Origin of the sequence: Paenibacillus sp. FSL H8-0048, from assembly GCF_038002825.1 — a bacterium.
Lineage (GTDB): Bacteria > Bacillota > Bacilli > Paenibacillales > Paenibacillaceae > Paenibacillus_AQ.
Map to the genome: position 1 here is coordinate 4,811,850 of NZ_JBBODF010000001.1, position 19,362 is coordinate 4,831,211.

Sequence of the window (19,362 nt, forward strand, 5' to 3'; positions counted from 1 at the left end):
ATGGATTCCCTCATTTACAGATTAGTAGGCTAGTTATCCGCAGAACGGCCCTCCCACTTGTAGAACCATAACATACTTAGGAGGCCCGCAGCTATCGTTGCTCCTATGCAGATGGATACGCCGGTGGCCAATCCCGTGTCGGCAAAAGACGGCAACCCTCCCGAATGCTGAAACTCCAGCAGGGAGAGGAAGCGGCCCCCCCAGGCGAAGGGGATATACGGCCACAGGATATCGCCAAGACCAGTCAGCATCAGGGCAGCGAGCAGGCTTCCAGTGATTCCTATGCCGATAGAGACGCCCCGGCCGAAGCGCAGGCTGAGCGCGAAATGAAGCAGATAGAGCAGAATATTGCTTGCGAACAGGATCACGGACCCGGTGAGATAAAAGAGTATGCCGTGCCGGTCCTGCCCCAGCATTCCGGCAAAGCCCACGCTGAAGAGGACGAAGATCAGCAGGATAGCCCCCAGGCTGAAGCCCAGCAGGAGCAGCAGCTTGCTTGTATAGGTAGTGCTTCTTGCCGCAGGCAGAGCAAGCATTCCCTGGAATCCTCCGGTGCTAGCCTCCTGCTCCGCCGCCATCGCACAGACCAGCCCGATGAGGGTAGGAAACGCACAAGCGACTGCCTGCATGAACCCCATCACCTTGCCCGCTTCACTGGCAGCAGAGATGGAGTAATAGGCCATGAACAGACCGGCACCGATCAGCGGGGTCAGCAGATGGATCAGGAGAAACGGGGTGCGCCGCATTTTGAGCAGATCGGCTCTGAGCAGACCGGGAAGTGCATTCATGCTACTTCGCCTCCTGTCTACGGAACCATACGGTGGTCAGCAGGAACAGAATGGCGAACCAGCCGAGAGAGACCAGGGTACCCGGAAGAATCATATCCGTGCTGCGCAGCGGGCTGTCCGCAGGGACCGGCAGGCCGTTCGGCAGGATGGACAGCACCGGACACATGAGCCTGGCGGTAATCGTATAAGGAATGTAATCCCATAAGCCGCCCCTGTCGAATTGAACTACACCCACAATAGTACCGGCCATATTCAGCAGGACCGCTGCGAATAACCCGAAGCGGGCCGCCAGGAACAGGCACAACGGAATCTGCCACAGGAAGGTAAGGAAGATCAGGGCGCTGCCTGCCAGGCTGCTCATCAGTGGAATCGTCTGCCCGAACAGCAGGCCCCCGGCGGTAATGCCGATCAGGAATACAGCTAGAGTAGTGAGCAGCCAACCGGTGCAGGCAAGGATTTTGCTGGTCCAGAGCGTACCCGGTGTAAAGGGTAAGGCCAGCAGTCCGCGGTATTTCAGCTTCGCATCCTTCTGCAGCGCCAGCGAACAGACCAGGCTCAGCGCTCCGGGAAGGAACAGGGTGTACCACCAGTTGTAGGAGCCGTTCTGGACATCGATTCCACCCATAAGCGCCACACAGAGCAGAAGCGCAATTGACGGGGCAAGCCAGACCAGCTTGGGAATGAAGGTACGCCGCCATTTCAGGTGTTCCGCCCTAACGATATTAAGCATGGGCTGCACCCTCCCTCCGGTGGGCTGCGGCGACCTGCATGAACAGCGCCTCCAGATCCTGATCCGGGGAGACCGCTCCCTGATAGCCCAGCACGCCGCCTGCGATAATGCCGATATGGTCGGCGGTCTGCTCCACCTCGGAGAGCAGGTGGCTCGACAGGATGACGGTGATTCCCTGCTCCGGGAAGGAGCGGATCAGCTCCCGCAGCTCCTGAATCCCGATCGGGTCCAGCCCGTTCGTCGGCTCGTCCAGAATCAGCAGCTCCGGCTGGTTCAAGAGGGCAATAGCGATGCCGAGCCGCTGCTTCATGCCCATGGAGAATTGTCCGGCCCGCTTCTTGCCGGTTGCGGTCAGATCGACAACGGCAAGCACCTCATCAATGCGCGACTGCGGCAGTCCGAGCGCCAGTGTGCGCACCTTCAGGTTCTCTCTGGCGGTCAGATTCTCATACAGCGGCGGTGCTTCAATCAATACGCCTATCCGGGTTAAGTCCTGCCGGGTCCATTCATGCCCCTGGAAGCGGATCGTGCCTGAATCGGGATGCAGCATCCCGGTAATCATTTTGAGCAGGGTCGATTTGCCTGCACCGTTCGGACCAAGCAGCCCGTAGACGGAATTGCGTGCAACAGTTAACGATACGTTGTTGACGGCTGTCTGGCGCTTGAAGCTTTTACATAGATCCTGTATTTCCAGAATATGATCCTGCATAGTATATCATCCTTTCTATCCCTCTACTCTAAAGGCAGATTCTAAGGATTCTGTAAGGATGACATAGCAGAGCCCCCTGCCTGGGGTGAACAGGAGGGGCTCTGTGTTGACTTTACAGCGGCCGGCGGGAAGAATTAACGGCGACGGAAGGCGCCGCCGCGGGCCAGGGCAAAGAAGATCAATAGCGCAACGATGGAGCCGATAATGGCCGGAACAATGTGGAAGCCACCTACTACAGGGCCCCTTGGACCAAGCAGCTCGGAACCCAGCCAGGAGCCGATGAACCCGGCGATTACATTGCCGAGTACGCCTCCCGGAACATCACGTCCGATCAGATTGCCGCTTAGCCAGCCGATTAGTCCCCCTACGATGATTACCCAGAGCAGATACATTGATTTGTCCCCTTTCTAGTTGGTTTATTCAAGGTATGTTGAAATAGGGATAAGGTGAACCATCTGCCGAAGGTTTATTTAAATAGGATAATGTATATGTTTCACGCTATACTTTATCCTTCTATTTCTCGCTGAAACGGTACCGTCCTTCAAAAGGACAGCAAAGCCGTTTCCACTTGTTGCCAAGCTCTAACAGGACTGAGAACCGAACGTAATGGGTCGTAAGCGGGGGTTAGAACGGTGACAGAGAGTCTAACGTTCTCCCACGGTGTTAATATTAGGTATAGGAGGAGGGATCGGATGAACAAAATTCTCGTAATCGATGACGAAGCGGCCCTTAGAGATCTGATCGAGCTTGTGCTCCGCAGAGAGAATTATGAGGTGCGGACGGCAGAGAACGGAAGTGAGGGGCTTACGGCCCTGGATGCTTTTCAGCCGGATCTGGTGGTGCTGGATCTGATGCTGCCCGATTGCTCCGGCTATGACCTGTGTAAGGAGATCACCAAACGGCAGGCGGTTCCCGTCATTATGCTGTCGGCCAAGAATGAGATTATAGATAAGGTGCTGGGGCTTGAGCTGGGGGCCGAGGATTACATGACCAAGCCGTTCGATAACCGGGAGCTGCTGGCACGGATTAAGGTGGTGCTCCGGAGAGCCCAGAACAGCGGTCTGCCCGCAGATGGTGAAGATACCCGGATCACTCATGAGGAGCTGACCTTCGATCTGGAGACCCGGGTGGTGCAGAAGAGCGGCGTTCCGGTGGCTCTGACGGCCAAGGAATTCCGGATTCTGGAGACGCTGCTGAAACGCCCGGACAAAATCTATACCCGGGATGAGCTGCTGGAGCTCGTCTGGGGCTATGATTTCATGGGGGACACCCGCAGCGTGGATATGACCATTATGCGTCTGCGGAAGAAGCTGGAGGATGACGCGGAGAATCCGAAATACATCCGTACCGTATATGGATTCGGGTATCAGCTGGGAGGTGGCTCCGCCTGAAATACGCGACCCGGCTGGTGCTAATGTATTTGCTGTTCTCGGTGCTGTCCTTTGCCGTTATCATTCTTTCGGTGAATAAGGCAATTGACTATTTCAGCTTCGTAACGATTGAGAAGCAAATGATGGAGAAGGCGGATCTGGGCGAGATGTCCTTCAGGGAGGTACTCTCCAGGCACGAACAAGAGGTGGATGCCGGGCAGATGGAGGCAGTGGCGAGAAGCGCGCTGGAGACGTTAAAAGCCTCCGTCAAGGAGGTGCGCATCTATGACAGCAGCCAGAAGCTGCTGGGACTCGCTGTTGACGGGATTGTGATTAATAACAAGACCCCCGTTATTTTTGCCGGGAATATCCAGAACGCCCTTAAGGGCAATTATGCCTATACGGTCTCCGAGGATCACCTGCTGTACTTCGCGGTTCCGATTCAAGACAAATATTATCAGAACAGCTATGTGTACGAGTTCGTGGAGGATGTCTCTTATTTCTATACAATGATGGACCAGATCCGCTATATCCTGTTCGCCGGTGCAGGAGGGTTCATTATTCTGATTACGCTCTCCAGCCTGTTCATCGCCCGCAATACGACGAAGCCGATCAAATATCTGCTTGGCGCGACAGAGAGCTTCTCCAACCAGCAGTTCCGGGAGGTGCGCCTGAACAGGAAGGATGAGCTGGGCATGCTGGCTGCGGGCCTGAACCGGATGGGCATTCAGCTCAGTGACTATATCCAGTATCAGAAGCAGTTTGTCTCGAACGTATCCCATGAGCTGAAGACGCCGCTCGCTGCGATCAAGGGGTTCTCACAATATTTGTACGAAGGTGAGGACGAGAATGAGGAGCTGCAGCGGATCTACTTCCATCTGGTGAATGAATCGGACCGCCTGACCCGGCTGGTCAATGAGCTGCTCATGCTGTCGCGCTTCGATAAGGCAGGGCAGGATGGTATCGATGCCGAGAAGACAGACCTGGCACAGCTGGCCGAAGGGGTAGCCGCCGGATTGAGGGCCAAGGCGGACAGTAAGGGGATAGAGCTTACGATCCGGCAGGGACCGCCCGTCTTCGTCTATGTCAACCGGGTATTGATGTCCCATGCCATCGCTAATGTGCTGGACAATGCCATTAAATACTCCGGTCCCCGTACCCGGGTAAGCATTGAAGCTTCGGTCCGGGGGCAGGAAGCTGTCGTGCAGATCAGCGATCAGGGCATCGGAATCAGCGCAGATGAACTTACCCGCGTCCAGGAACGCTTCTACCGGGCACGGAATGCCAGCGCGGCAGGCGGAACAGGGCTGGGGTTATCCATCTGTAAGGAGATCGCCGAGAAGTTCGGCGGGCACCTCAGCATAGAGAGCCAGCTCGGAACTGGAACCACCGTCTCCATCCATCTTCCGCTCCTGTGAACAGGCGTTACAAGAATGATACAACTCTGTTATTACACTAATAAATGGTTTTCGTATACTAACCTCATACCAAACAAACAACGCGCCAAACGCGTACATTCATGGAGGGATTACTTATGGGAACATTTAAAAAACCGGCAGCGCTGCTGCTGTCCGCAGTATTGTTAATGACACTTCTGGCCGGATGCCAGTCCAATTCGGCTGCTCCGGCGGCCACTCCTTCGGCAGAACCTACAGCTGAAGCGGTGTCCACACCGGCACCGGAAGCTTCGGCTACCCCTGCTGCTGAGCCTGCGGCAACTGAAGCTGCTACAGCTGAGCCAACCCCTGCGGCTACAGCGGCCAGCTCCGAGGCGATCAAGGAAGGAACCATTGAGAAGGAAGGAAATGTGATTCTGAAGGAGCTGGCTTTTGTCCATAAGGATCACACCATCGCCCTCTCCGACATTGTGGATGATGCTAAGCTGGAGAGTATGCTGGGCAAGGCAACGGCGAAGAAATCGCACACATATTCCTTGGATGACGGTAAGAATATGGATACCCTGATCGGCAGAACAGAGAACACGTATACCTTCCCGGGCCTTGAGATTAAGACAATTGATTCGGGTGATGGCAAGCAGTTCTACATCTTCAGCATTAAGATTACTGATCCGAAGTACACTACGGTCCGTAATATCAAGGTCGGAGACAGCCTGGATACACTCAAAAAAGCCTATCCCGAAGGCAAGCTGACCGGAGACGGGGCACCTGAGGAAGAGGATGACTACCGGTTCGCACCAAGCAACTATGTGGATTATATCCTGTTCCATGTCAAGGGCGCTAAGATTGAAAGCATAAGCATCTCTACGCTGCTGGACTAAGCCTATCCCCCGGTTCAGCCGGATGAATTAAGAACAGCCCTGCCGCTTCACGGCCTGTAACGGTCATGAAGCGGTCAGGGCTGTTTGTCTGTGTATTTATTTCCGGACGGACTACCCTATTCCGCTGGCGCAAGCACCCGCACCGTCTCTCCCTCTATCAGTTCAGGCAGATAGTAGGTGCTGCTTTTCAGATCTTTTTTACCTTGAAGCTTCTTAATGACCCATTCGGCCGCATCCCGGCCCATCTGCTCCTGCGGGTGGGTTAAGGTCGTCAGCTTGATGCCTGCGTTCTTGGCGATATAGGAGTTGTCCTGGCCGATAATCGACAGATCCTCCGGGATCGAGATCCCAAGCTCGCGGCACACCTTGACCACTTCCAGCCCCACTTCATCGTTATAGCAGACGATAGCGGTCAGCGCCTCTCTGTTATCTGTCAGGAATTGCTCCAGATTGGCCGACAGCGCCTGCTTCGATTCCGTATCGAAGGAGAGCACCTGCTCCGGGTGGAAGCGCAGCTTGGCTTCGCCGAGTGCTTTGATATAGCCCTTCATACGGTACTTGCCCTGAAGATCGTCCATTTTGGCAATAATTCCAATCTGGGTATGCCCCTTCGAGATCAGCTCCCGGGTCGCCAGATAGCTCGACTGTACATCATCCAGACAGAAGAACGGCACCTCCAGCTCCTCATAATAAGCGTTAATCATGATGAACGGGACATCCTGCTCCTTGAACGACAGGTAGTAGGCGATATTCGGATTGTACAGGTTGCTCTTCGTAGGCTCAATAATCAGCCCGTCTACTCCGAAGGACAGCATCATCTCCAGCGCCTTCTTCTCCTGGGCCACATCATTATTGGTGCTGGCGAGCAGCAGGGAATAGTTGTCCTCGTTGAGCCTGCCTTCAATCCCCCGGATAATGGAGGGGAAAATATAATCGGAGAGGTACGTGGTGATTACCCCGATGGTCCGTTTGCCCGCGCCATTCCCGGATTTGGACCGGAACTGGTGGCTGACATAGGTGCCGGAGCCCTTTTCGCTCCGCAGGAATCCCTCGTTGGACAGCTCCAGAATGGCCTTCCGCACGGTCTGGCGGCTGACGCCGTACATCTCCTGCAGCGCAGATTCTGTAGGGATTTGTTCGCCCACACTGTAGGTGCCGGACAGGATATTGCTTTTGAGTTCATCGAATATGATCTGGTATTTGGTTCGCACAGGGGTCACTTCTTTCATAGTTGTTCTTATATAAAACAAGAAATATTCTGTAGTTGTACGTACATATTATAGCTTGAATATAAGCTTAATATCCTCCGGTGTCTACTATATCTAATGATTTGCATAAAATAGGGGTGTTTTTCCGGTAAATTTGTAGGTATATCTTATATCTATTGTTGACAAATGTACGAACAAAAAATATACTAAACCTGTTCATAAAGGAAGCGCATTCTTTAGATTGGTAAGTAACACAGTTTGGTTCAGAGAGGAGTAACGTGGGCATGGATCAGAACATCAAGCAAGCGATACTTAAGGGAGAGACATCACTGGGTATCGAATTTGGGTCCACACGTATCAAGGCCGTCCTGATTAATGATGGATTCGAGACGGTTGCATCCGGAAGCTACGAGTGGGAGAACCTGCTGGAAGGCGGATATTGGACGTATCCTTTGACGGATATTATGAAGGGCCTGCAAGCGGCTTACCGCGAGATGAAGCAGGAGGTTGCACAGAAATACGGGGTTACGGTTACTACTGTCGGTTCGATCGGATTCTCAGCAATGATGCATGGATATATGGCCTTTGACAGCGCGGGCGAGCTGCTGGTTCCGTTCCGGACCTGGCGTAATGCTACAACCGGTGCGGCAGCCAAGGAATTAACAGAGCTGTTCCAGTTCAATATTCCGGAGCGCTGGACCATTGCCCACCTGTATCAGGCTATTCTGAACGGGGAAGAGCATGTTCCGCAGGCAACGTTCGTAACGACGCTGGGCGGATACATCCATTGGCTGCTGACCGGCAGCAAGGCGATCGGGATTGGCGATGCCTCCGGGGTCTTCCCTATAGATGAAGCTTCGCAGAATTACCATCCGGCCATGGTCAGCCAGTTCGATGAGCTGATTGCCGCCAAGAATTACCCTTGGAAGCTGAGTGATCTTCTGCCCAAGGTCTACGCTGCAGGCGAGCAGGCAGGTGTGTTAACAGAAGCCGGTGCTAGACTGCTGGATGAGTCCGGGGACTTGCTGGCAGGCATTCCGCTCTGTCCGCCGGAAGGCGATGCCGGAACAGGAATGGTCGCTACGAATAGTGTCCGCAAACGGACTGGTAACATCTCTGTAGGCACCTCCGTATTCGCCATGATCGTACTGGAGAAGGACCTTACGGCGGTATACCCTGAGATTGACATGGTGACCACCCCTGATGGCAGTCCGGTGGGAATGGTACATGCCAACAACTGCTCCAGCGATATCAACGCCTGGGTCGGCTTGTTCCGGGAATTCTCGGAGGCGTTGGGCTTCAAGGCTGATCCGGCGCAGCTGTTCAGTGTTCTGTTCAATAAAGCGCTGGAGGCAGACGCCGATGGCGGCGGCTTGCTCAGCTACGGATATTTCTCGGGTGAGAACATCACCGGGCTGGAGAAGGGACGGCCGCTGTTCGTCCGTTCGCCGGAGAGCCGGTTCACGCTGGGCAACTTTATGCGGACGCATTTATTCTCTGCTTTTGGCGCGCTTAAGATCGGTATGGATATTCTGACCTTGAAGGAGCAGGTGTCCATCGACAGCATTCTGGCGCATGGCGGCTTGTTCAAGACGCCTGTTGTCGGACAGAGAATCGTAGCTGCTGCGATGAATGTTCCGGTCTCTGTGATGTCAACAGCCGGAGAAGGCGGCGCGTGGGGGATGGCGATTCTGGCTTCTTATATGAAGAACAGAGCGCAGCAGGAGCGTCTGGATGATTTCCTCGACCAGAAGGTCTTCAAGGATATCGAAGGCGAGACCATTCATCCGGTTACGGCGGATGTGAAGGGCTTTGAATTGTTCATGGAACGCTACACGGCGGGTCTGGCGATTGAGCAGGCCGCTGTAGATCATCTTGTAGAGAATGGGGGGAATTAACACATGCTGGAGCAACTGAAGGAAGAGGTATGCGAGGCGAATCTGGAGCTGCCTAAGCACGGGCTGGTCAAATACACCTGGGGCAATGTGAGCGCGGTGGACCGGGCGAGCGGCCTGTTCGTCATCAAGCCGAGCGGTGTCAGCTATGACAAAATGAAGCCGAGTGATATGGTCGTTGTGGACTTTGACGGCAATGTGGTGGAAGGAGAGATGCGGCCTTCTTCAGATACAGCTACTCATGCTGTACTCTACAAGCATTATGCCGAGATCGGCGGTATCGTGCATACCCATTCTACGTGGGCAACCATCTGGGCTCAGGCCGGACTGGATGTTCCGGTTATGGGGACGACACATGCAGACACCTTCTACGGTTCTGTACCGTGTACACGGTTCCTGACCCAGGAAGAGATTGACCGCGGGTATGAAGCAGAGACCGGGCATGTGATCATTGAGACCTTTGAACAGCGGGGGCTGGATGTCATGGCGATTCCCGGCGTTCTGCTGAAGGGCCATGCGCCGTTCACGTGGGGCAAGGATGCCCACGCCGCTGTGATGAACAGTGTGGTGCTGGAGGAAGTGTCCAAGATGAACCACTTCGCCCGCCAGCTGAACACCTTCGCCGAGGAGCTGCCGCAACGGATTCTGGACAAGCATTATCTGCGCAAGCACGGCAAGGACGCGTATTACGGGCAGAAGTAACTGACTTTTACCAAACTAATTTTCACCAAACTAATAGAGAAGAGGATGAATGATATGTCGACAGTAAGTGACAAGCAATTCTGGTTCGTCGTAGGATCGCAGCACCTGTACGGAGATGAAGCGCTGGGTGAAGTGAAGGCTCATGCCCAGGAAATGACCGATGCGCTCAACAATAGCGGAGTGCTTCCTTATCCGCTGGTATTGCAGGATCTGGCCGTTAGCGCAGACAAAATCACTTCCATCATGAAAGAAGTGAACTACCGTGACGAGGTTGCCGGTGTAATCACCTGGATGCACACCTTCTCCCCGGCCAAAATGTGGATTCGCGGCACGAAACTGCTGCAGAAGCCGCTGCTGCATCTGGCAACCCAGTACAATGAGAGCATTCCTTGGGCGACCATTGACATGGACTTCATGAACCTGAACCAGGCTGCCCATGGCGACCGTGAGTATGGCTTCATCAATGCCCGTCTGAAGAAGCAGAATAAGGTCGTTGTAGGATACTGGGAACGCCCGGAAGTCCAGAAGCAGATTGCAGAATGGATGGACGTTGCCGTAGCTTATAACGAAGGCTTCAACATCAAGGTTGCCCGCTTCGGCGACAACATGCGTAACGTTGGCGTGACCGAAGGCGACAAGGTAGAAGCCCAGATCCAGTTCGGCTGGACCGTGGACTACTTCGGCATCGGCGATCTGGTGGCTTATGTGAATGAAGTGAAGCAGGAAGAGATCGATGCCCTGTTCGCAGAATATACCAAGCTGTATGCCGTTGATTACGGCACGTACAGCAAGGAAGATTGGGAAGCCAGCGTGAAGGTGCAGGCGAGCTATGAAATTGCCCTTAAGCGCTTCTTGGATGCAGGCGGCTACAATGCCTTCACCTCCAACTTCGAGGATCTGCACGGCATGAAGCAGCTTCCGGGTCTGGCTGTTCAGCGCCTGATGGCCCAAGGCTACGGCTTCGCTGGAGAAGGGGACTGGAAGACTGCGGCTCTGGACCGCCTGATGAAGGTGATGAGCCACAACCTGAACACCGGATTCATGGAAGATTACACTTATGAAATGGCAGCCGGACAGGAAGCGATTCTCCAGTCCCACATGCTGGAGGTTGATCCGAGCCTGGCCAGCAACCAGCCGAAGATCATCGTGTCCCCGCTGGGCATCGGCGACCGTGAAGATCCGGCCCGTCTCGTCTTCGACGGCAAGGCAGGCGAAGGCGTCGTGGTATCGATGGCCGACTTCGGCACCCACTACAAGCTGCTGATTAACGAAGTTACCGCCTTCGAGCCAACCGTTCCGGCTCCGAATCTGCCGGTAGCTCGCGTACTGTGGCAGGTAAAGCCTAACTTCCAGGACGGCGTTAGAGCCTGGATCGAGAACGGCGGCGGCCACCATACCGTTGTATCGCTGAACCTCACTACTGATCAGATCGTTACCTACGCCAAGCTGGTAGGACTGGAATACGTGATTATTAAGTAATAAGAGTTACTTGTTAGAGTAAAGCATGTTAAGAAGAGCGAAGGGGCGTATAGCCCTCTCGCTCTTTTTGTTTGGCAGGTATGGTGGCGCGGCGGCAGTATGCAAAAGATATCTGCCAATCCTGCCGGGAAGCGTGTGAAAGATGTATGCGGAAAACCGAATACAATTAGCCGCTGCGAGGTTACACGTCCCAATGTATGCGAAAAACCGAACACATTGCGGCGGATTTGGTCGCGCGGACCAAATGTAATCGAAAAACCGATCACAATGCGTCGCTGCTGGGCAATCGGCTCCAATGTAATCGGAAAACTGATCACAATGCGCAGCCGCGAGGCAATCGGCTCCAATGTAATCGGAAAACCGATCACAATGCGCAGCCGCGAGGCAATCGGCTCCAATGTAATCGAAAAACCGATCACAATGCGTCGCTGCTGGGCAATCGGCTCGAATGTAATCGAAAAACCGAACACAATGCGCCGCTGCTGGGCAATCGGCTCCAATGTAATCGGAAAACCGATCACAATGCGCAGCCGCGAGGCAATCGGCTCCAATGTAATCGAAAAACCGATCACAATGCGTCGCTGCTGGGCAATCGGCTCCAATGTAATCGAAAAACCGATCACAATGCGCAGCCGCAGCGTTCAGTCTGCTGAATGCGCTAGCGCAGTGGTTCATATGGCTGGTGCTTCTGGTATGCCTGGTGCTCCTGGTGCCCCTAACGTCCCGCCCGCCCCGCTCACTTCCTATTCCGCGCACGGTATTGCTGCGGCGTGGTGCCGACGATCCGCTTGAACAGGTTGGAGAAGCTGCCGAGGCTGGTGTATCCGACCTGCTCTGCGATGTCGGTGATCTTCAGCTCGGTCTCCTCCAGCAGTTGCTTGGCCTTCTGCAGCCGCTCCTGTATGATCACATCCGAGATTGACAGCCCGGTCTCCTTCTTGAACAGCCGGGACAAGTAGGCCGGGTTCAGGTAGACATAGGCCGCGAGTTCATCCCGGGTGATCTCTTCGCTCAGGCGGGAGCGGATATACTGCCGGATCTTGGTGACCGTGGCCGAGGATACATTATTGCTGGTCTGCAGTAAGCGCATTACGGCTCGCAGGCATTCCACCGCCCAATGCTGGAGCGAAGCGGACTGCTTCGGATAATTCTCCTTATCCATCAAGGGCTTCAGCTCGGCTGAGGCGTGTGCGGATAAGCCTTTTTTGGCGAGAACGGTGTGTACAATGAACAGGATGCCGTGGATAAGCTGACGGTGCAGCTCACTTGTCCAGCGGCCGGCCTCAATGCTCGAGAACCACAGGGTCACTCGGCGCTCCAGCTCCTCCAGCTCGCCAAGCTCCAGAAGGGTCGCCCATTCTCCGAAGATATGCATGGGTGCTGCCTGAGGCACGGGCGCAAGCGGCTGATCCCGGCCATACATCTGATCCTCCGGTCCGAACACCTGACGCGAGCGGTTCAGGTTGCGTTGTTCCCGCTCCGTGACATCCGTGTATGCGCTCATGATACCGGACAGAGGGACACCTGCGCTGATGTAGATTGACAGGGAGCAATGCAGCAGCCGCCCGCAGGTATCCAGGAAGGTGCGGCCATTCTGCTCCAGCGTATGCCGGGCGGCGTTCATATCGCCCCGCACGTAGATGACCGCCAGATTATGGCCGAGCTGATCCTGCAGCACAGTGCCTTCCAGCCCGCTTAGCAGCAGCTCATCGGCCATGTTGCGCAGCGCATATTCCATAATCGTCTCATCCCGTGCGCTAAGATTCTCCTTCCACTGCTCCAGTCCCAGCAGAGCGAGGAAGTAGCGGTCCCCGGGCTGCAGATCCAGATTGTAGGTGTTCGCCGGAAGGGTGAGCGATTCCAGCACGGGCGCCGCCCGCTGGCTGAGAATATCCTGCCAGAACCGTTCTACCAGCAGGGGAAGCTGATGCTCCCATTGTCTCCGGTACTCCTGGATCAGGGTCTCGAACTGCTGCTGCTCCTTCTGCCTGCTGATCTCGAATAGCGCCTCACGGGAGATCTTCATCAATTCCTCATAGTCTACCGGCTTGAGCAGATAATGGAAGGCGCCGTGATAAATCGCGCGCTGGGCATACTCGAAATCGGCATGGCAGGTCAGCATAATCGTCAGCGTGCCGGGGGCAGATTGCTTCACCCAGGCCAGCAGCTCCAGGCCGCTTCTGCCGGGCATTTCGATATCGCAGATCAGCAGATCTACGGGCTGCTGCTCAAGAATAGCAATCGCCTGATCCACGTTCTCCGCCAGACAGACATCCGACACGCTAAGCGCGCTCCAATCCACCCCCTGCTGGAGGCCCAGCAAGGCGAAGTATTGGTCGTCAACGATTAGTACTCTGTACATTGAACGTCACAGCTCCTTTTGAACGGGTAGTCTGATCTCCACAACCGCGCCTCCGTCTGGAGCGTTATGGAAGGTAAGCCGTGCCCGGTTGTTATAGAACATCAGCATGCGTCTGTATACGTTCCATATTCCCAGATGGCGGTCTGTCGGCTTGCGCTCATACACGCCTTGATTGAGCATGTCGAGCTGAGCCGCGGAGAAGCCCGGCCCGGAATCGCGGATCTGAATGGCAATGCAGGAGTTGCCGCTCTCCCCGGCTTCTTCACGGACAGTTATGCCAACGTTGAAGGGCTTCGAATTGTTGACGAAGCCATGCTTGATGGCATTCTCAACGAAGGGCTGGATCAGCAGCGGCGGAATCAGTGTAGACTCAAGCTCTTGCGGAAGCTGCACCTCATAAGACAGCTTGTTCGGATACATAACCATCTGAATCTCGATATAATTCTGAATATGACCCAGCTCGCCGCGCAGCGGAATCCAGGCGTCATTGGTATTCATAATGAAGCGGAAGTGGGAGACCAGATGTCCGATCATCTTTTTGATCAGCGCATATTGCTTCAGCTCTACCAGATGAAAGACGATATTCAGGGAATTCATGAAAAAATGGGGATTGATCTGCGCCTGAAGATGCTTCAGCTCGGCCTGCTGCACCTTCATCTGCTCCTCATACACATCAATCTTGAGATTGCCGATCTGCTCGGCCATCTGGTTGAATTGCATGGTAATGATCTGGAACTCCCTGCTGTTGCCATCCTTCAGCCGGTATTCCAGCTGTCCCTTACCAAGGATACGCATCCCGCTGGTCAATTGCTGGATAGGCTTGAACACCAGCCTGCTGAGCAGAGCCAGCAGGATAACCATCACGAGGATAATGGCGAAGGGAATAACCTTGATGATCCGCTGGAAGATCGGCAGCTCGTCCAGAATCGATTTCTCGTCAAGCAGGAAGAAGACATTCAGATTGGAATACTGCGAAGGCTTGTCAATCAGCAGATAAGAATTGCCGTTGCTCAGCCGGATCGCTGCATCCACCGGACGGTCAGGGCGGCCGAGCTGGGTGCGAATGAGCGCAAGATCTTCACTGGCGAACTGGCCCCAGAGCAATTTACCGTCATTGTCGATCATGCCCACCTGCCCGCTGCCTCCGGTAGACTCCAGCTGGGTCAGCGGCTGGGCCAGAGAATCGATACTGACCAGTACCCCCATGAGAAGCCGTCCGCTCTTGTCCGGCAGCACCTTGAATAACACCGGCTCGTCGCCGAGGGTCACAGTCTCCCACTTCAGGGAGCCCTGGAGATTAGGCGACTTCAGGCGCGAGGACAGCCCGGAGGCAATGACCTCCTTCTCCTGGTAATATTCTCTCTGGCTGCTGAGGAATAACTCGTCCCGGTCCTGATGGTAGACGAAGACACTGCGGATAATGGTGTAGTAGCTGACATCGCTGTACCACTGGTCCATCAGCTTACGGATGGACAGGTAATAATTGACGCTGTCGGGACCGCTGTCCGAATAGAGCTCCAGCAGCATATTTTCATTGGCGGTACGCAGCAGATAATGGCTGGTCTGCTCCAGCAGCTCATCGAGTGTACCTAAGTGCAGGGTCAACGTGTCTGAAGCAGACTTCGCAACCTTCTCCCGGACAATGTTGGTGGAATAGAGATTGGTGTAGGAGAGGAAAAGGAACAGCGGCGTGACCAGCAGCAGGACAAGGGCACTCACTTTGAATCGCAATGATAGTTTCACAGTCATCCCCCTTATCCTTAGGTACATTTACACGCTGAGCGGCAGGAAAGGGGAAGGACGGCTGCCGTCCTTCCCCTTTGCTTAAAATATAAGAATTTGTATGTTCCACACGACAACATATCCTTATATTTTTCGCTAAAACGGGTGCCGTCCTTAAATAAGGACGGCATAGTCGTTTCCACTTGTTTATTTTGGTTGTTTAGCCTTCCACGCATCGTATTGCTTCTGAACCTCGGCGCGGATCTCTTCAATGCCGTTAGCCTTTAGCTTATTATTGTATTCCGTCAGCACCTTGTCTACTCCCAGGCTGCCCGTTTCCAGCAGCGGACGGAATTCCTTGATAATATTGCTGACCACAGAGACCTGTGTTTTGACAGCGTCGGTATTGAAGTTGAAGCCGAAGGACTTCACCTTATGGGCACTCTCGTTATAAGCCTTGAACTTCTCCCATTTATCGGCACTTTCACCTTCCCACAGATAGGTTATGGTCTGGTTGCCGAACATCCATTCAATTCCCGGTGCCCAGCCGGTATCGGCACGGGTAGCAATGCCGTCAGGCAGCTTGATGAAGTTGTCCTTGCCTTCTACCTTGACATACTGCCGTCCCTCTACGCCGAAGTCAATCAGATTGACCAGAACCGGGTCGGTATGCAGCAGGTTCAGCAGCATCATTGTCCGCTCTGGATCAATTGAGGTGCGTCCGATGGCCATCATGGAGTTGCTGACGCTGGCGGTGCTGATCTCGGGTTCATTCCCCTTCAGCTTCACCAGTTCAATGCCGGTGGCAATGGAATCTTCCTTGTCGGAGTCCGGTTTGTCTGAACCGAATTTCATCCAGGTCTTGCCGGCCTTGAAAGCGTCTTCAGTACTGGTTTTGGTCGTTGCCGCATCTTTATTGATGTAGCCTTTGGCGAACCAGTCGCCGTAGAGCTTCATACGGTAGATCGCCGTGTCAGATTCCATCGAGCTGATCACCATCTTATCGGTCTTGGTATCCAGGACGATTCCGGCAGGAGCGCCTGCCACCAGCTCATAGCGGAAGTTCTCCTTCATGCTCTCTCTGGTCTTGTCGAAGTAGCCCAGGGTGTCCGAGCCGCTGCCGGAGAGCCAGATTGGCGCGATGGCCGGTTCCTTCTCCTTGATCGTCTGCAGCCATGGCTCCAGATCCTCCAGCGTCTCAATCGAGTTCACATCGAATCCGTATTTATCCACCAGATCCTTGCGGAACATAATGGTATGGCTCTCGCCGATTTCCTTATTGGTCGGAATGGCGTAGATTTTGCCGTCCACCTTGCCGCCGTCAAAGAAGCGGGGGTCCAGGGTGTCCTTGATGCCTTGTCCATATTTGGCTAACAGATCATCCAGCGGCAGGAATGCGCCTTTGGCTACGTTATTGGCGAAATCCGCCCAGTTCGGGGCAAAGGTCAAATCGACCTGTTCACCGGATTGATAGGCCAGTGCCATCTTCTCGGCCCAGGAGGACCAAGGGAGTCCCTGGAAGTCAATCTCGGCGTTGATTTTTTCTTTGAGATACTTGTTGATCTCGTCTACAACCGCCTTGGTATCATTTTGCGGGAAATTTCCGACCGTGTACACTTTCAGCTTGCGGAACGTTGAGGTGTCAGGATTCGTGCTGCCTTCCGTGCCTGCTGTTGTAGCTGCTGCTGTCGATTCTGCCTTGGAGGGTGCGGATGCACCTGAATTGCCCCCGCCGCATCCGGTAATGCCCAGTATCACGGCGGTTAGGGCAGCAAGCACCGCGCCCGAGCTTCTGGTTGTTCTCATTTGTATGAACCTCCTCAATGATAATTAGATCATATATTCTAACCGGCATTTATGCCAGAGCTAGACCCATTAACCTTTGATAGCCCCAATCGTGAGGCCCTTGGTGAAGTACTTCTGGAAGAACGGATAGATGAACAGAATCGGACCAATCGACAGCACGACCATGGCCATCCGCAGACTTTCGGTTGGAACGGATTCCTGTACCATCAGGGCGACACCGGTGCCGGCAAGCTGGGTTTTGAAGAACTCGGCCTGGCGGATCATCTGAATCATAACGTACTGCAGGGAGAACTTATTGGTGTCATTAATGAACAGCATGGAGTTGAACCAGTCATTCCAGTACATCAGCGTAGTGAACAGTCCGATGGTCGCCAGCACAGGCAGGGAGATCGGCAGCACCAACTGGAAGAAGATCCGCCATTCCGAAGCTCCGTCGAGCTTACCGGATTCAATCATCTCCTCCGGGATGGTCTGCTGGAAGAAGGTACGGGTGATGAAGATATAGAAGGCATTGGACAAGCCGGGCAGAATCAGCGCAACCAGCGAGTCCTTCAGATCGAGATAGTTCACGTATAGCAGATAGAAGGGGACAAGCCCTCCCGAGAACAGCATGGTGATCAGCAGGTAGAAGTTGAATGTCTTTTTAAAAGGAAAATCCTTCCGGTAGAGCGGATACGCATACAGCGCAATCAGCAGCACGGCCAGAACAGTTCCGATAAGGGTAACGGTCAGGCTGACGCCATACGCCTTAACCAGTGTCTCCGAATGCTTGAACAAATATTGGTACGCGGAAGCATCGATATGATCGGGCCAGAACTTGTATCCCTGCAGCGTCAAGGCCTTCTCGTTCGTTAAGGAGATAGCGACAATGAGCACAATCGGCAGGATACACGCCAGGCTGAAGGCGATGAAGAACACATTCAGAATAATCTGGGCGGTGGTGGAGCCTTTGGTATAAGGGTTGCTTCGGGATGCAGTAGTCATTAGAATCCTCCGTTTCTAGAAAAGAGCCGTATCGCGGTTCAGCTTACGGGCCAGAGCGTTCGCGCCGATGACCAGGAAGAATCCGACGACCGATTGATAGAAGTTCGCCGCAGAGGACATCCCCAGGTCATTGAGCTGGATCAGGCCCCGGTAGACATAGGTGTCGATGACGTCCGTAGTTGAGCGCAGCGCACCGGAGTCCAGAGTCACATGGTAGAACAGCCCGAAGTCAGAGCGGAAGATGCCGCCCATGTTAAGAATGGTGAGAATGACCATGATCGGCGTAAGCAGCGGCAGGGTGATCTTGGTGATCTGCTGCCATTTGCTGGCCCCGTCCATCACCGCAGCTTCGTACAGCTCTTCGCTGATGCCGGTGATGGCCGCCAGATAGATGACACTGCCGATACCGATCGAATGCCACATCTTGGTGATCCACAGGATGTAAGGCCAAGCTTCAGGATGCATATAAGCATTCACCGAGGAGTAGCCGAACATCGGCAGAATATGCTTGACCAGGAAGCCATACTCCGGGTGCAGGAAGGCGTATACGATGAAGCTGACTACAACCATGGACAGAAAGTTCGGCATAATCATCACCGTCTGGAAGAACTTCGAAGCCAGCTTGTTACGCACCTCATTGATTGCAATCGCCAGCGAGACGGAGAGAATAAGGCCTGAGATAATGAAGACTACATTGTAACCCACGGTGTTGATGGTCACCCGCAGGGCGTCAGAGGTGGCGAAGAGGAACCGGAAGTTGTCAAGCCCGGCCCAAGGACTGCCCATAATGCCGTCAATGTAGTTGATATTCTTGAAGGCAATGAATAATCCGAACATCGGAATATAGCAGTTGATGAAAAAGATAATCGACGTGGGCAGCAGCATCAGCAGCAGCACCCGGTATCGCACGATATTGTGCAGCAGACGGCCGAAACGGCCCTGGGGCGGTGTCGCTGACTTGGTGTTCATAGCTTGTGGTGCGGGATTTGCCATAAGTTCTAACCTCACTCTACTTGTTCTGGATGAATTTATTATAGTAGAGCAGATGAACGGAATTCTTTCTTGCAAATGACTCTGTTTATTCAAAAATGACCTCATTGTGCAAAACTCCTGCTAAGCATTGAGACTTTTTTCACAGAGGATTGCTCACATTGCAAGTAATATGTTAGAATATCGGAATGCATTAACGCAGCACCAATTTAATACAGTACAAGAGCTATGAAGGCTATGGATCACACTATAGCTGGAGCAGCTTCTGGAGAGACTGCGGAGTTCCGCAGCGCCGAAGGGTTCACAATCTCAGGCAGAAGGACAGAAGAGTACCGGATT

At 54.0% G+C, this 19,362-nt stretch carries 17 protein-coding genes and 1 riboswitch; of the genes, 6 read left to right on the plus strand and 11 right to left on the minus strand.

Annotation, left to right across the window (positions count from 1 at the left end; all coding sequences use genetic code 11):
- Positions 1-29 precede the first annotated feature (29 nt).
- The 4 genes from NSU18_RS20660 to NSU18_RS20675 all read right to left on the minus strand — a co-directional run bounded on the left by NSU18_RS20660 (position 30) and on the right by NSU18_RS20675 (position 2,619).
- Positions 30-788, minus strand: coding sequence for a lantibiotic immunity ABC transporter MutG family permease subunit (locus tag NSU18_RS20660; protein ID WP_341149926.1), 759 nt, complete (start codon positions 786-788; stop codon positions 30-32).
- A 1-nt stretch (position 789) separates the two neighbouring features.
- On the minus strand, positions 790-1,518 hold the full coding sequence (locus tag NSU18_RS20665) for a lantibiotic immunity ABC transporter MutE/EpiE family permease subunit (RefSeq protein WP_341149927.1): 729 nt from the start codon (positions 1,516-1,518) through the stop codon (positions 790-792).
- Positions 1,511-2,227, minus strand: a complete 717-nt coding sequence (locus NSU18_RS20670; protein WP_341015803.1) for a lantibiotic protection ABC transporter ATP-binding protein — start codon at positions 2,225-2,227, stop codon at positions 1,511-1,513. The genes NSU18_RS20665 and NSU18_RS20670 overlap by 8 nt, the downstream gene beginning before the upstream one ends.
- 134 nt (positions 2,228-2,361) lie before the next feature.
- Positions 2,362-2,619, minus strand: coding sequence for a GlsB/YeaQ/YmgE family stress response membrane protein (locus tag NSU18_RS20675; RefSeq protein WP_036722871.1), 258 nt, complete (start codon positions 2,617-2,619; stop codon positions 2,362-2,364).
- A 300-nt stretch (positions 2,620-2,919) separates the two neighbouring features.
- Between NSU18_RS20675 and NSU18_RS20680 the strand changes: the two genes are divergently transcribed.
- From NSU18_RS20680 to NSU18_RS20690, 3 genes are all read left to right on the plus strand, one after another.
- A complete protein-coding gene (locus NSU18_RS20680; RefSeq protein WP_341015804.1) occupies positions 2,920-3,618 on the plus strand; it encodes a response regulator transcription factor in 699 nt (232 codons plus the stop codon).
- A 23-nt stretch (positions 3,619-3,641) separates the two neighbouring features.
- Positions 3,642-5,015, plus strand: coding sequence for a sensor histidine kinase (locus NSU18_RS20685; RefSeq protein WP_341151078.1), 1,374 nt, complete (start codon positions 3,642-3,644; stop codon positions 5,013-5,015).
- Positions 5,016-5,131: 116 nt separating this feature from the next.
- On the plus strand, positions 5,132-5,875 hold the full coding sequence (locus NSU18_RS20690; RefSeq protein WP_341015806.1) for a hypothetical protein: 744 nt from the start codon (positions 5,132-5,134) through the stop codon (positions 5,873-5,875).
- Positions 5,876-5,991: 116 nt separating this feature from the next.
- Here NSU18_RS20690 and NSU18_RS20695 read toward each other — a convergent pair whose 3' ends face one another.
- Positions 5,992-7,086: a GntR family transcriptional regulator gene (locus NSU18_RS20695; RefSeq protein WP_341018528.1), complete on the minus strand. Its 1,095-nt coding sequence runs from the start codon at positions 7,084-7,086 to the stop codon at positions 5,992-5,994.
- Between the two features lie 281 nt (positions 7,087-7,367).
- Here NSU18_RS20695 and NSU18_RS20700 point away from each other — a divergent pair, with 281 nt between their 5' ends.
- From NSU18_RS20700 to araA, 3 genes are read left to right on the plus strand one after another with little or no spacing between them, the layout of a single operon-like run.
- Positions 7,368-8,981, plus strand: coding sequence for a xylulokinase (locus NSU18_RS20700; RefSeq protein ID WP_341149928.1), 1,614 nt, complete (start codon positions 7,368-7,370; stop codon positions 8,979-8,981).
- A 3-nt stretch (positions 8,982-8,984) separates the two neighbouring features.
- A complete protein-coding gene (locus tag NSU18_RS20705; RefSeq protein WP_341015808.1) occupies positions 8,985-9,680 on the plus strand; it encodes an L-ribulose-5-phosphate 4-epimerase in 696 nt (231 codons plus the stop codon).
- Between the two features lie 54 nt (positions 9,681-9,734).
- On the plus strand, positions 9,735-11,159 hold the full coding sequence (gene araA / locus NSU18_RS20710) for an L-arabinose isomerase (RefSeq protein ID WP_341149929.1): 1,425 nt from the start codon (positions 9,735-9,737) through the stop codon (positions 11,157-11,159).
- Here the strand turns inward: araA and NSU18_RS20715 are convergent.
- The 6 genes from NSU18_RS20715 to NSU18_RS20740 all read right to left on the minus strand — a co-directional run bounded on the left by NSU18_RS20715 (position 11,117) and on the right by NSU18_RS20740 (position 19,002).
- Positions 11,117-11,782, minus strand: coding sequence for a hypothetical protein (locus tag NSU18_RS20715; protein ID WP_341149930.1), 666 nt, complete (start codon positions 11,780-11,782; stop codon positions 11,117-11,119). The genes araA and NSU18_RS20715 overlap by 43 nt on opposite strands.
- A gap of 113 nt (positions 11,783-11,895) precedes the next feature.
- Positions 11,896-13,521, minus strand: a complete 1,626-nt coding sequence (locus NSU18_RS20720) for a response regulator (protein ID WP_341149931.1) — start codon at positions 13,519-13,521, stop codon at positions 11,896-11,898.
- Positions 13,522-13,527: 6 nt separating this feature from the next.
- Positions 13,528-15,264 (minus strand): sensor histidine kinase, encoded by a 1,737-nt coding sequence (locus NSU18_RS20725; RefSeq protein ID WP_341015811.1) that lies wholly within the window; start codon positions 15,262-15,264, stop codon positions 13,528-13,530.
- 186 nt (positions 15,265-15,450) lie between these two features.
- Positions 15,451-17,049, minus strand: a complete 1,599-nt coding sequence (locus tag NSU18_RS20730; protein ID WP_341015812.1) for an ABC transporter substrate-binding protein — start codon at positions 17,047-17,049, stop codon at positions 15,451-15,453.
- A 69-nt stretch (positions 17,050-17,118) separates the two neighbouring features.
- Positions 17,119-18,033: a carbohydrate ABC transporter permease gene (locus NSU18_RS20735; protein WP_341015813.1), complete on the minus strand. Its 915-nt coding sequence runs from the start codon at positions 18,031-18,033 to the stop codon at positions 17,119-17,121.
- A gap of 15 nt (positions 18,034-18,048) precedes the next feature.
- A complete protein-coding gene (locus tag NSU18_RS20740; protein ID WP_341015814.1) occupies positions 18,049-19,002 on the minus strand; it encodes an ABC transporter permease in 954 nt (317 codons plus the stop codon).
- A 276-nt stretch (positions 19,003-19,278) separates the two neighbouring features.
- Positions 19,279-19,358, plus strand: a riboswitch (glycine riboswitch).
- The last annotated feature ends 4 nt before the right edge of the window (positions 19,359-19,362 follow it).

Excerpts from the sequence above, each read along its gene's own strand:
- NSU18_RS20720 (WP_341149931.1), bottom strand. The coding sequence starts at position 13,521 with ATGTACAGAGTACTAATCGTTGACGACCAATACTTCGCCTTGCTGGGC.
- NSU18_RS20735 (WP_341015813.1), bottom strand. The coding sequence starts at position 18,033 with ATGACTACTGCATCCCGAAGCAACCCTTATACCAAAGGCTCCACCACC.
- NSU18_RS20740 (WP_341015814.1), bottom strand. The coding sequence starts at position 19,002 with ATGAACACCAAGTCAGCGACACCGCCCCAGGGCCGTTTCGGCCGTCTG.
- NSU18_RS20665 (WP_341149927.1), bottom strand. The coding sequence starts at position 1,518 with ATGCTTAATATCGTTAGGGCGGAACACCTGAAATGGCGGCGTACCTTC.
- NSU18_RS20675 (WP_036722871.1), bottom strand. The coding sequence starts at position 2,619 with ATGTATCTGCTCTGGGTAATCATCGTAGGGGGACTAATCGGCTGGCTA.
- NSU18_RS20690 (WP_341015806.1), top strand. The coding sequence starts at position 5,132 with ATGGGAACATTTAAAAAACCGGCAGCGCTGCTGCTGTCCGCAGTATTG.
- NSU18_RS20700 (WP_341149928.1), top strand. The coding sequence starts at position 7,368 with ATGGATCAGAACATCAAGCAAGCGATACTTAAGGGAGAGACATCACTG.
- NSU18_RS20660 (WP_341149926.1), bottom strand. The coding sequence starts at position 788 with ATGAATGCACTTCCCGGTCTGCTCAGAGCCGATCTGCTCAAAATGCGG.
- NSU18_RS20685 (WP_341151078.1), top strand. The coding sequence starts at position 3,642 with ATGTATTTGCTGTTCTCGGTGCTGTCCTTTGCCGTTATCATTCTTTCG.
- NSU18_RS20670 (WP_341015803.1), bottom strand. The coding sequence starts at position 2,227 with ATGCAGGATCATATTCTGGAAATACAGGATCTATGTAAAAGCTTCAAG.
- NSU18_RS20705 (WP_341015808.1), top strand. The coding sequence starts at position 8,985 with ATGCTGGAGCAACTGAAGGAAGAGGTATGCGAGGCGAATCTGGAGCTG.
- araA (WP_341149929.1), top strand. The coding sequence starts at position 9,735 with ATGTCGACAGTAAGTGACAAGCAATTCTGGTTCGTCGTAGGATCGCAG.
- NSU18_RS20730 (WP_341015812.1), bottom strand. The coding sequence starts at position 17,049 with ATGAGAACAACCAGAAGCTCGGGCGCGGTGCTTGCTGCCCTAACCGCC.
- NSU18_RS20680 (WP_341015804.1), top strand. The coding sequence starts at position 2,920 with ATGAACAAAATTCTCGTAATCGATGACGAAGCGGCCCTTAGAGATCTG.